Raw genomic sequence first — 11,882 nt, 5'->3', positions numbered from 1 at the left:
ACACTTTGAAGACAGCAAAAATAGCACGAAGCCGCTATAGAATTACAGCCAAGATGTAATTAATTTGCTACTATTGATGTTTTTAAGCACTTTAGAATCGCCATCCATGAGCAGTACCCCTGATACACGATTAATTTGGATCGATCTGGAAATGACCGGTCTTGATACCGATAATGACAAGATCATTGAAATTGCAACCATTATTACAGATGATCATTTAAATATCCTGGCGGAAGGGCCTGTTTTAGCGGTACATCAATCTGACCTGATTCTAAATGCAATGGATGAGTGGAATACCAAGCAACATGGTCAGTCTGGCCTGATTGAACGTGTGCGCCGTAGTAAACTGACAGCACAGGATGCAGAGCAGCAAACCCTCGAATTTTTGAAAAAATGGGTCAATCCGAAATCTTCACCGATGTGCGGTAACTCGATTTGCCAGGACCGCCGTTTCCTGCATCGTCTGATGCCCGAGCTGGAACAATTTTTCCATTATCGTAATCTGGACGTGTCTTCGGTAAAAGAGCTGGCGAAACGCTGGAGACCCGAAATCATGAATGGTTTAAAGAAAAATGCATCGCATTTGGCGATGGATGATATCCGTGATTCGATTGCAGAACTGAAATACTATCGTGAATACTTTTTTATCATGAATCACGATAAGTAATCGATGATTGAGTGATACATAAAAGGGGCTTAGGCTCCTTTTTTAATGCGCTAAAAATTTGGGCCTGATCAAAAAATCGCTTAAACTCGGGTTTTAATTGCAAACTATAAAAAAGAGAGTGTCCATGCAAAGTACTAACCCCATTTTAACGCGGGTAGAAACCTATCAGGATCTGGCTGCGCCAATGACCATTCAGGGGGCAATTCAAAAATCAGTCCTGCTCACAGTGATTGCTGCCGTTTTAGGAATGGCCCTATTTTTCTACTGTGCGATGACTGCCAACCTGTCGGTTGCCTACGCTGCAACGATTATTGGTGCAATCGGTGGTTTTATCCTAGCACTGGTGACCACATTTAAAAGCAATACCGCGCCGGCTTTAGCGATTCCTTATGCCCTGTTTGAAGGGGCTTTTCTAGGTGGTATCTCGTTTATTTTCCAGTTGAAATATCCCGGTGTTCCGTTACAGGCATTACTGGCCACTTTTGTCACCACTCTGGTGCTGTTTGCGTTATATAAATTTCAGATCATTCGTGCCACTGAAAAGTTTAAGGCGGTTGTGATTTCTGCATCAATCGCCATTGCCTTGGTGTTTGTGGTACAGATCATCTTGCGTTTGGCCTTTGGTTCGAGCATTCCCTATATCTTTGAAAGTAACTGGTTGGGATTGGCTTTGCTGCTTTTGTTGCGGTGATTGCCTCATTAAACCTGATTCTGGACTTTGACCTGATTGAAACGGCGGCGGCACAACGTGCACCCAAAGCATTTGAATGGATCTGTGCCATTGCCTTATTGGCGACACTGGTGTGGATGTATTACTCATTCCTGCGTTTACTCAGTCTGCTGCGCGGTGATGATTAAGCTCTGATTGACGTAGAAAATACAAATCGTCTTCATATGAAGGCGATTTTTTTATGCAAGATTGTAAAAAAGGTGGATTATGCAATTCCGCAAGCGCTGGAATCTTGGCATCATGTGGTGAAAATTTTTCGAGTGAGAATAAGATGTCACAAGGACTTTTAGCTGGTAAACGTTTTTTAATTGCCGGTATTGCAAGTAAATTATCCATTGCTTACGGTATTGCTACTGCCCTGCATCGTGAAGGTGCGGAGCTGGCGTTTACTTATCCAAATGAAAAGCTGAAAAAACGTGTTGATGAGTTTGCTGCACAGTTTGGTTCAACTTTGGTTTTCCCTTGTGATGTTGCTGTTGATGCAGAAATCGACAACACTTTTGTTGAATTGGCAAAACACTGGGATGGCCTGGATGGTGTAGTGCATTCAATTGGTTTTGCACCCGCGCATACGCTTGATGGTGACTTTACTGACGTGACCGATCGTGACGGTTTTAAAATTGCCCATGACATTAGTGCCTATAGCTTTGTTGCGATGGCTCGAGCGGCAAAACCATTATTACAAGCACGCCAAGGTTGTTTATTGACCTTGACTTATCAGGGTTCTGAGCGTGTGATGCCAAACTATAACGTGATGGGTATGGCCAAAGCATCGTTAGAAGCCGGCGTTCGTTATTTGGCATCAAGCCTGGGTGTAGACGGTATTCGTGTGAATGCAATTTCTGCGGGCCCAATCCGTACTTTGGCAGCATCAGGCATCAAGTCTTTCCGTAAAATGTTAGATGCCAATGAAAAGATTGCGCCACTCAAACGTAATGTGACCATTGAAGAAGTGGGCAATGCTGCATTGTTCCTGTGCTCGCCGTGGGCTTCAGGCATTACGGGTGAAATCTTGTATGTTGATGGTGGCTTTAATACGGTGGGTATGAGCCAAAGCATAATGGATGATGAATAATTAGCTTGCTCTAAATTATTAAATAAAGCCGCTTTATAGCGGCTTTGTTTTTATTATCTCCAAATTTCTAAATAGTATTTCTGTTCCGAAAAGAATTTCTACAGTACAAAACAAGTCCAATATCATTTTGGGAATATATTTAGCAATTTTATTCGGATGAAAACATTATTTTAATCAATTTTGAACAATTTCTCCCGACATTTATAGATTGCTTTGATGTTTGAAATTACCACAAGTCAGCTAATACTGATTATATTTACAATTCGATCATATCTGAGATTTGATAACCGAGATTAGTGATTCTAAATATTTCACCTTTGTGGCTGGGGTCTTCAATTAAATTTTCATATTTAAGTTCCTGAATAGCTGATTTCCAACGGGCAACCTCTCTTGGATGTTGTGATGAAATCAAATTTTTACCATTAGTTTGAATGTCCTCACCCCCTATATATCTTAGGGAAATAATAGTACCGTTGCTATCGAGGCTTGCTTCTTTAAGTAATACACGGGCCTCATTTGATAAAGTCGGAAGTGAGGTTTTAGATTTTACCACTTCAATTTGATGTGGTAATGAGCCGCTTACTTCGAATTGAAATAAAGAATGTTCATTAATTTTAAGCTGGAGATGGCGATAAAATTTATCTTTGAAGTCAGACTGGCTATCATAACCTTCATATAATCCACGAGTTTGACAATTTTTTTTAAACTTACTTAATTCAGCATATTGATTTGAATCAACAGTATCCATTACAACAGGCTGACTGGAAAAATAAAGCATAGCTGGTTTACCTGTGGCTATATGTTTTTCGATTTCCTCAACTGTACCGCTAGCATATTCTGTGGTAGGTGTTCCAATGCGAGTCCAAAAAACACCAACAAGAAAGTCACATTTATCTAAAACTTGATTATTTATGATTTCTTGAGGGGATGCACCCATTTCAGGAGATGAGTGAGATTCCCATCCAACAGGCAATAAAACAATATTCCGTGATTTTGAGTGCACAGCATTCCACTCATATATTACGTCACGAATGATTGTCCTTTCAGATGCAACATCTCCAGGAGAGGCTATCATTACATTGAATACTTTAGCTTCGTAACTCATCTTTTGAACTCTATTTTGTAAATATAATTAATCGGATTTTCTATCTTGTTTTGATCAGCATATGCAACAGCAATATTTGCGTCAACACAAAAGCTATGAACAACATCACTTTATAAACTTTGATCGTATATTTAATTTAACAATGGGTGATCTATTGAAAATATATCAACAAGTATAACTAATCATTTGTCATCTCATCCTTTATATGCTAATTAATGCTGGTTTTTTGTTGAATCGAAAATTCTAAAGAGAATGTCGATAAATATATTATTTTTTAGCTTTCGGGGTAGGTTAAAACGTGAAGAAAATAGCAGTTGTTTTAGGATTGGTCACTCTTCTTTCACTTCAAGGTTGTGCCGCAGTGATGGCAAGTAATCAGCCGCATAAAAAGAATATGGCGGTTCTTGAGGTAGGCAAACATCGAAATTATGTGATTTCTGAATTGGGCGCACCCGTCACTTCAGAAACCGTAAATGGCGAACGTAAAGAGATTTATACCTTCCAGCAAGGCTACTCAAAAGTAGCCAGAATCAGCCGTACCCTATGGCACACGACTGCGGATATTGCCACCATTGGTCTATGGGAAGTGATTGGCTCTCCAACCGAGTTGTATTTCAATGGTCAGAAACTTTCGTATGAAGTTGTTTTTGATGATCAGGACAAGATTAAACGGATTCAGCAGATCCAGAATAATCCAGATCTGGTGAAAGAATAATAGCGCGAAACAATAGCACTAAGGCTATTGTTTTGGTAGTTCTTTTACAGGGCTGCCACCCAGTGCCTGCATCAAGGTCACATAGGCATTGTATTGATTCTGCTTGGTTTCAACCAAACTCAGTCGTGCATTACGTGTGGTTTCCTGTGCATCCAGCAAGTTCTTTAAGGCAATTGCACCATTGCGATAACGTACTTCGGTCAAGCGTTCAGTTTTTTCTGCCAGCTCGACATTGCGTTGTTGCAGTTGCACTTGCTGGTTCAGTTGAGTGCGATTTGATAGCGCATTTTCCACATCGGCAAAGGCCTGATACAGCGTTTGACGATATTGAGTGATGGCTTTTTCATACTCAAGATCACTGATGGCAATATCTTTCTTCATATCGTTATATTGCAGGAAAGGCAGGCTTAAGCTGGCTCCCAAGGTTAAAGCAGGGTTCTTTAATAATTGGGTCAATGAAGTACTGGTTGAGCCAAGATTTCCGGTCAGGTTAATTGATGGATAATAGCTGGCTTTAGTCGCATCTTTATTGGCCAGGGTCTTACGCAAGCGTAACTCAGAGGCCTGTAAATCTGGACGGCGCGATAAAATATCGGCAGGTAAGCCGACAGCGATACTTGGCAAAGCATTGCGCGGTAACTGGGCCGGTTCCTGAATATTCAGCTGTTGCACGGGCTCATGCAGTAAAACTGCAAGGGCAGTACGGGTTTCAACACGCTGTTGTTCAATCTGGCTGAGACTGGCTTTCTGGCTTTGTACCGATTGCTCTGCCTGAGTCAGGTCCAGACCAGACACGGCACCTGCCTTGTATTGCGATTGTACCAAGGCATAGGTTTTCTGGGTTGAAGCCAGGTTCTGCTGAACCGTTCGATAGCGTTCATTCAGATACCCCAGTTGCCAATACAGCTTCGCAGTTGTTCCCACCAGACTTTGTGCTGTGGCTTGCAGGTCTTGTTCACTTGCCAAAGCTTCCCAGCGACTGGCTTCAGTCTGGCTGGCCAGCTTGCCAAACAAATCCAGTTCATAACTCACACCAGCGCTGGCGGACAAACCACGATCAGAGCCATCGCCTGAATTTAGGTTATAACTATGACCGGTGGAAACGGTAGAGCTGGTACGAAGGCCTTGTTTATTTGCAGTCAAATCTGCCTGTAAGCGGGCCTGTTTCAAAGTGATGCCTGCCACGCTTAAATCGCTGTTTCTCGCCAGAACCTGATCGACCAGTTGATTTAACTGGGCATCATTAAACAGGGTCCACCATTGGTCGGTCAGATTCACGGTTTTATTTTTTTGTGCATCGTACTGGAACTGTTGTGGTACTTGTACGGCAGGCGCGTTATAGGGGGTTTTTACGACCGCAGAACAGCCCGCCAATGATGTACTGACACAAAGTGCAAGTGCGATTTTATGTTGTTTGAATAACATTGATCGTCATTCCTTTAATAATTTGAAAAAAGCATGATTGTCGAGCTGGTGTCTTATCGAGCTTTCATCCTATTTTAGGGTAGGCCTTTGGCTCGACCTACTTTTTAAGGAAAAGTAGGCAAAACCTGAGTTGCAGTTATAGCAGCGTAAGATCCGCATGCCACATTCACAGCATAGCTGTTCATCTTTCGCTCAGACAAAGCATAGCTTTGTTTATCTTCGCTCAGGTTGCGGATGACATTCCCGAGTATCTTGTTTCTGAGATCAATTTTTGCTGGTTATTCTCTCGCCAAAGCCGCAACAGGGTCGAGCTGTGCTGCATTTCGTGCTGGCAAGAAGCCAAATACAATACCAATCAGACTTGAGCAGACAAACGCTGCCACAATCGAGGTGGTTGAATAACTCATTTCGATTACACCTTTGGCAAAGTGACCAATAATCTGTCCAATCCCTAAAGACAGCAGTACACCCAGCACACCACCCAATAGACAGACCAGAATTGCTTCAATCAGGAACTGTTGCAAAATATCGCTTTGTCGCGCACCAACCGCCATGCGTACCCCGATTTCCTGGGTACGTTCGGTCACAGAGACCAGCATGATATTCATCACACCAATTCCCCCGACCACCAGAGAAATAACGGCGATTGCTGAAATCAGCAAGGTCATGGTGGCTGTGGTTTGCTGGATGGTTTCACGGATACTGTCCGAGTTCTGGGTAAACACATCCTGTGCACCGTGGCGCTGTTCAAGCAAGGTCAGGATTGCATTTTCGGCAGCAGTACTTGGATATTCATCCTTAATGCGCACAATGATGCTACGGACATTGGATTGACCCAGCATCCGGCTCATGACTGTCGAGTAGGGCAGATACACATTCAGGCTGTCAGAATTTCCCATAAAGCCCTGCTGGGCATCAATCACACCAATAATGCGACTCGGTACACTGCCCAATAACAGCACCTGACCGACCGGATTGGTTCCATCGGCAAAGAAGGTCTTTTCCGTGTTGGTATCAATGACCACATCCTGCGCACGTTGGGTCACGCTGCTTTTATCGAAGGGCTGGCCAGATTTGAAGGTCATGCCGCGCACATAGAAAAAGTCCGAACTCACACCATTGACGGTCGCTGACGCCTCTGTATCTTTATAGCGCAAGGTGACACTGGTATTGGCTGAAGGGCTGACCCCATCTACATAGGGTTGCTCTGCCAGTGCATCGGCATCTGCGGGGACAAGGGTTTTTACCTGTGAAGCCCGGGAGTTATCACCAAAACCACGTCCTTGATAGACAGTAATGGTATTGGTGCCGAGACTGCTGATATTTTCCAGAATCTGTTTTTGTGAGCCGTTACCCAGTGCCACGACCGACACCACCGAGGCAATCCCGATAATGATCCCGAGCATGGTCAAAAAGGTCCGCATACGATGGGCATTCATGGCCAGCAAGGCCATACGGAATGCTTCACCCAGCCGGTCAAAGAAAGAGCGCCAGGCTGAGGTTTTTTTCTGCTGGATACGTTGCAGGCTATGCTGTTCTAGATCCTGATCGGCATGTTCAGGCACATTGGCACGGTCTGAAATAATATTGCCGTCACTGATCTCGATAATACGGGTGGCATTCTTGGCAACATTGAGGTCATGGGTAACCAGAATGATGGTATGGCCTTTGGCATTGAGCTCACGCAAGATGCGCATCACTTCAATACCGCTGTTTTTGTCCAGGGCACCTGTTGGTTCATCGGCCAGAATTACATCGCCGCCGTTCATTAAGGCACGGGCAATGGAGACACGTTGTTGCTGGCCGCCTGAAAGCTGGCTTGGGCGATGATGCAAACGTTCGCCCAGCCCCAGTTCTGATAACAGGCTGGCAGAGCGTTCCTGACGGATATGGCTGTCAACACCGGCATAGATGGCTGGTACTTCCACGTTACCAGAGGCACTCAGGTCACCGAGTAAATGATAACGCTGGAAAATAAATCCAAAATATTCACGGCGCAGCTGGGCCAGTTCATCCGGTTCAAGTAGGCGGGTTTCCCGGCCATTGACCTGATAACTGCCCGCAGTGGGTTTGTCCAGACAACCCAGAATATTCATCAGGGTCGATTTCCCCGAACCTGACTGTCCGACAATCGCAACCAGTTCACCGGCATAAATCTTGAGGTCGATTCCTTTTAGAATCTGTACCGTGCCTTCGCCCGCAGGAAATTCCCGGGTAAGCTTGCTGACCTCAAGTAGCGGCTGTGATGAATGTGTTTGATGTTGCGTCATATTACATTCTCATTGCACGTTGGTTGCTACGTTTTGCAGCTTCATTTGAGCTGTCAGAGGTATCGGCAATCACCACCTGATCACCTTCTTTCAGACCTTTCAGCACCTGTGCCGTGACACGGTTATTTAAACCGATCAACACGGGCTGTGGTTGAGCCGTACCGTCAGCCTGCAACACACGCACCATTCCTGTGGTTGCTTTACCTTGGGCAATCAGGGCTTTTTCTTCTTCACTGAGTTCCAGACGTTTTGGACGTTGTGCCTTATCGGTATCCGGTTTTTTCGCCTGTTCTGCTGATCTAGGGCCATGACCTTGGCCCGCTTTGCCACCTCGGTTAGCACGCTGGTTCTGGATTGCTGCCGCCGGGATGGTTAAGGCATTTTTAGCATCAGCCAGCACGATGTAGACCTGTGCCGTCATATCAATACGGAGTTTGCCATCTTCATTCGATACATCAAATAAAGCGTTATAGTACACCGCTGCATTCGAGCTTGAAGAGTTACTGTTACTGCTGGTTTCCGTATTGATTGAGTTTGGTGCCGGCTCGACCTGACGCAATTTGGCATAATGTTTCTTGTCACTGTTGCCCAGTGTGGTGAAATATACGGTTTGGCCTTTCTCCACCTTCATGACATCGGCCTCGGAAATTTGTGCCTTGATGGTCATGGTGTCGAGTTTCGCCAGTTTTACAATGGTTGGCGCGGTCTGGTTTGCGTTTACAGTCTGGCCTTCTTCCGTCACGATCGCCACAATGGTGCCGTCCATCGGTGCAACAATACGGGTATAGCCGAGATCTTCCTTGGTGGTGGCCAAGGTCAGGCGCGACTGCTCGATCTGTGCATTAATCGAGGCAATTTGAGCCTGTGCGGTTTTAAAGTTGGCTAAAGCCGCTTCCAGTTCAGCACGAGAGGTTGCATCTTGACTGTACATGGCCTGTTGACGTTTATATTCAGCTTCTACTTTTGCCAGATTGGCTTGTTGTACAGCCAGTTGGGCCTGTTGATTCTTGATATTGGCTTCGGCTGTCTTGAGTTCGTTCTCTTGCCGGATGGAGTCGATTTGTGCAATCAGTTGACCCTGTTTGACCTGATCGCCCAGTTGCACATACATCTTTTTAACCTGTCCTGACACCTGGGCACCCACGCTCACCATTTTGGTCGCTTCTAGCACACCGGTGGCCAACACCGAATCTTCGATATCGCCGCGGGTGACCTCTGCACTGATATACTGCGGTGCCTGAGCCTTAGGTTTGAAAAGGAACCATCCGAGTACGGCAAGAATCAGTACACCGATAGCGATCATGATGATTTTACGAGGCTGAATTTTTTTAGCGTTTGTATTTGGCATGATGACAGGTCAAAAGTGAGAAACTGGGCTTAGTATAAAAGTGAAATAAGGATAAAGCGTGAATATTTTTAACCTGTAATGAGAATTATTTGCTTTTTTGCCGATAACTTATTCTATAAAAATCTGATAAATACTATGCACACCTGCTTCGGCATTGGCTGCCAGAGCAATTCCACCCCGGACGGGCAGCTGATATTCCCTTGGATTAATCCGGATCAGGCGAGGGGCAAACCGCTCACTAAAATGACGGACGGTCGGAACAGCAGTACCAGCGCCTATCTCGATAACAACAGTTTGATGATGGCTATTTAAAAAATGATTAAGACGTTGCAGTTGCGGTGTCTGGCGCTGGCTAAGCCATGCTATGTCATCAAACATTAAAATATTCGGACGTGCCAGTTTGCCACAAGATGGACATTGCGGCAGTGGCCCTAACCACTGGCAATGCTGATGATCAATGTCCGGGATTAACTCATCTGCCGGCCAGATTATAGGCTGGCAGGCTGCAAGGCATTGCAAATGATGAATCGAACCATGGCATTCATATATAGACAGGCCATCAAAACCAGCTTTCTGGAATTGCCCGTCTACATTTGAGGTAAATACAAAATAGGGCAGTTCCAGCCGTTCGGCAAGTTGTCTGAGCAGATGGAAACCTTGATGAGGGACGGTTTGCCGATACAGTGCCAGGCGATGCCCATAAAACCCCCATGCCAGTCGGGGATGCCGTTTAAACGCTGCTGGGTTGGCAATTTCTGTAAAATCGAGCCGCTGTTTGCCGAGTGCCGGATAGGCCTGCCACATGCCCTGATGACCACGAAAATCGGGCAAACCTGACTCAATCCCCATACCCGCACCGGCACTGATGATCAGACTATCTGCCTGCCGGAACAGCGCTGTTATACGTTTGATGTGTTGCTGATCTAGAGCAAAGGCCATAGTAGCCTCCATTTTTTATCAACAGGAAGATTGCCCTCTCAGGCCGGTTATGCAAATAAGGTCCGGCCACACAGTTCACTCAAGGCTTGCAGCATCAGGTGTTCGGGATTTTCTTCCGACATGCCTTTGATCGAGGCATCAATCCGTAATAATAAATCAGGCCAGTGCAAAAACTGTCTTGGATTGAGACGGCGCAAGGCCTGTTGATACTGTGATACCTTGGTTTTCCAGATACCGAGCTGAAGGGCATTGTGCGGCTGTTCAAATAGTTGCATCAACAAGCGCATTTCTTTGCTCAGCGTCCATAAAATCAGGCTGTCAGGCTCACCCGCAGCAATCAGGTATTGATAAATCTTGACCGATTGCCCCAGATTTCCAGCCAGCAGCGCATCACTCAAATCATAGGTGGTATAGCGCGACTGATCTTGCAAACAGGCATAAAGCTGTTCGATCTGGATCTGTTGAACATCCGGAAAGGTATCTGCCACCCGCATCAGACTGTTTTTTGCTGCCAGCAGGTTGTGTTCATGATGTTGCATCAACCATTGCCAGGCATCATTGTTCAGCTGGATATTTAACTTTTCTGCTTCAAGCGCAAGAATGCGCTGCCGGTCTTGCGGATAGTTCGCTGTCAGCGGCACCACCACACCATTGGCTTCAATGACCTGAAAAAAGGCTGACTTGAGACTGCTACTGTCCTGTTTGGGCAATACAATCAGCAACAGGTTATGTTCATTATGCTGAATATAGCTTTTGAGCTGTTTTAAGCCATTGGCATCGGGTTTGATGTTGCCATGGACTTCAATGGCCAGCTGTTGCGAGAACAGCGACAGGCTATTGAGTGCATTGAAGACATTTTTCCAGTCATTGACACTGCTGATGTCATAACGCTGGCGTTCAACCTCTTGTTGTTGCCAGCTTTTCCGGAATGCATCGAGCAGGTTCTGTTCCAGTAAAGGCTCTTGTCCATGCATGATCCATGCACCACGCGCCTCACTTACCCGTTTTAAGGCCTGAACATAATCCAGTTTCATAAAGGTCGGTTATGGCTGCGCTTTAGGTAAACGGTTGGCAGCAATCTGTCGTGTAATCTGCTGGGCCATATCATCAATCAGGATACGGTTCAGATACGCTTCTTGCTGGTTATCTGTGTTTACTGTTGCCACGTCATACTGATAAGTGCGGGAAGCCGTTAAGGTACGGGGTTCGGTAATTTTCTTGCCTTGACGGTCTTCGATCTGGAAGGTCACGGTCAGCCGAAGCAGGACTTCTGTTAATTTACCATTGAGTAACTGGCGGCGAGGGGTGTAATCCAGAATGCGCAGCATATAGGCATCGTTAGAATTACTGAGCTGTACACCTGTCGCACTGAGATAAATACTGAGCCGGTTTTCAAGTTCATCGGTATTATCTGGCAGTACTAAAGTCAGCTTGTTATAGACCAGCGGTGCTGCTGTTGGATTACTTCCCTTTAAATGGAAGCCACAGCCGACTAAGCCTGCACTTAGGCCTAAAGTGAGAACGATAGCAGCTGCACGTTGCGCTAAGTGCATATTGATTCCTCTATGTATTCATTTTCCTTACCCCTCTTGTTTTACAAGAGAGGCA

The 11,882-nt window shown here is 45.4% G+C and carries 10 protein-coding genes and 1 pseudogene; 4 read left to right on the top strand and 7 right to left on the bottom strand.

Annotation, left to right across the window (positions count from 1 at the left end; genetic code table 11):
* The first annotated feature begins 106 nt into the window (after positions 1-106).
* From orn to OC23_RS10205, 3 genes and pseudogenes are all read left to right on the top strand, one after another.
* Positions 107-667: an oligoribonuclease gene (gene orn / locus OC23_RS10215; protein WP_038344604.1), complete on the top strand. Its 561-nt coding sequence runs from the start codon at positions 107-109 to the stop codon at positions 665-667.
* Positions 668-791: 124 nt separating this feature from the next.
* Positions 792-1,525: pseudogene (locus OC23_RS10210) on the top strand (Bax inhibitor-1/YccA family membrane protein).
* Between the two features lie 143 nt (positions 1,526-1,668).
* On the top strand, positions 1,669-2,472 hold the full coding sequence (locus tag OC23_RS10205; RefSeq protein WP_038344652.1) for an enoyl-ACP reductase: 804 nt from the start codon (positions 1,669-1,671) through the stop codon (positions 2,470-2,472).
* Between the two features lie 256 nt (positions 2,473-2,728).
* Here OC23_RS10205 and OC23_RS10200 read toward each other — a convergent pair whose 3' ends face one another.
* Positions 2,729-3,577 carry a DUF4062 domain-containing protein gene (locus OC23_RS10200; protein WP_038344602.1) on the bottom strand — a complete coding sequence of 283 codons (849 nt, stop codon included), beginning with the start codon at positions 3,575-3,577 and terminating at the stop codon, positions 2,729-2,731.
* Positions 3,578-3,875: 298 nt separating this feature from the next.
* Here OC23_RS10200 and OC23_RS10195 point away from each other — a divergent pair, with 298 nt between their 5' ends.
* Positions 3,876-4,292: a hypothetical protein gene (locus OC23_RS10195; protein ID WP_038344600.1), complete on the top strand. Its 417-nt coding sequence runs from the start codon at positions 3,876-3,878 to the stop codon at positions 4,290-4,292.
* Between the two features lie 24 nt (positions 4,293-4,316).
* Here the strand turns inward: OC23_RS10195 and OC23_RS10190 are convergent, their stop codons facing one another.
* From OC23_RS10190 to lptE, 6 genes are all read right to left on the bottom strand, one after another.
* A complete protein-coding gene (locus OC23_RS10190; protein ID WP_038344599.1) occupies positions 4,317-5,717 on the bottom strand; it encodes an efflux transporter outer membrane subunit in 1,401 nt (466 codons plus the stop codon).
* Between the two features lie 278 nt (positions 5,718-5,995).
* Positions 5,996-7,987, bottom strand: coding sequence for a MacB family efflux pump subunit (locus tag OC23_RS10185; protein WP_038344597.1), 1,992 nt, complete (start codon positions 7,985-7,987; stop codon positions 5,996-5,998).
* Between the two features lies 1 nt (position 7,988).
* The gene (locus OC23_RS10180) at positions 7,989-9,335 is read right to left on the bottom strand and encodes an efflux RND transporter periplasmic adaptor subunit (RefSeq protein WP_038344596.1); all 1,347 of its coding nucleotides are present in this window, start codon (positions 9,333-9,335) and stop codon (positions 7,989-7,991) included.
* A 108-nt stretch (positions 9,336-9,443) separates the two neighbouring features.
* Positions 9,444-10,274 carry an SIR2 family NAD-dependent protein deacylase gene (locus OC23_RS10175; RefSeq protein ID WP_038344595.1) on the bottom strand — a complete coding sequence of 277 codons (831 nt, stop codon included), beginning with the start codon at positions 10,272-10,274 and terminating at the stop codon, positions 9,444-9,446.
* Between the two features lie 47 nt (positions 10,275-10,321).
* Positions 10,322-11,308, bottom strand: coding sequence for a DNA polymerase III subunit delta (gene holA / locus OC23_RS10170; RefSeq protein ID WP_038344594.1), 987 nt, complete (start codon positions 11,306-11,308; stop codon positions 10,322-10,324).
* 9 nt (positions 11,309-11,317) lie between these two features.
* Positions 11,318-11,827, bottom strand: a complete 510-nt coding sequence (gene lptE / locus OC23_RS10165; RefSeq protein WP_038344592.1) for an LPS assembly lipoprotein LptE — start codon at positions 11,825-11,827, stop codon at positions 11,318-11,320.
* Positions 11,828-11,882 lie beyond the last annotated feature (55 nt).

The sequence above is a fragment of the Acinetobacter sp. A47 genome (assembly GCF_000805455.1).
In the GTDB taxonomy this organism is placed as follows: domain Bacteria; phylum Pseudomonadota; class Gammaproteobacteria; order Pseudomonadales; family Moraxellaceae; genus Acinetobacter.
The sequence above is the reverse complement of the archived record's forward strand: the minus strand, read 5'-3'. Positions and strand labels throughout refer to the sequence as shown.

Bases quoted from the DNA above. Each gene is read 5' to 3' on its own strand.
- holA (WP_038344594.1), bottom strand. From the start codon at position 11,308: ATGAAACTGGATTATGTTCAGGCCTTAAAACGGGTAAGTGAGGCGCGT.
- lptE (WP_038344592.1), bottom strand. From the start codon at position 11,827: ATGCACTTAGCGCAACGTGCAGCTGCTATCGTTCTCACTTTAGGCCTA.
- OC23_RS10205 (WP_038344652.1), top strand. From the start codon at position 1,669: ATGTCACAAGGACTTTTAGCTGGTAAACGTTTTTTAATTGCCGGTATT.
- OC23_RS10190 (WP_038344599.1), bottom strand. From the start codon at position 5,717: ATGTTATTCAAACAACATAAAATCGCACTTGCACTTTGTGTCAGTACA.
- OC23_RS10185 (WP_038344597.1), bottom strand. From the start codon at position 7,987: ATGACGCAACATCAAACACATTCATCACAGCCGCTACTTGAGGTCAGC.
- OC23_RS10180 (WP_038344596.1), bottom strand. From the start codon at position 9,335: ATGCCAAATACAAACGCTAAAAAAATTCAGCCTCGTAAAATCATCATG.
- orn (WP_038344604.1), top strand. From the start codon at position 107: ATGAGCAGTACCCCTGATACACGATTAATTTGGATCGATCTGGAAATG.
- OC23_RS10175 (WP_038344595.1), bottom strand. From the start codon at position 10,274: ATGGCCTTTGCTCTAGATCAGCAACACATCAAACGTATAACAGCGCTG.
- OC23_RS10200 (WP_038344602.1), bottom strand. From the start codon at position 3,577: ATGAGTTACGAAGCTAAAGTATTCAATGTAATGATAGCCTCTCCTGGA.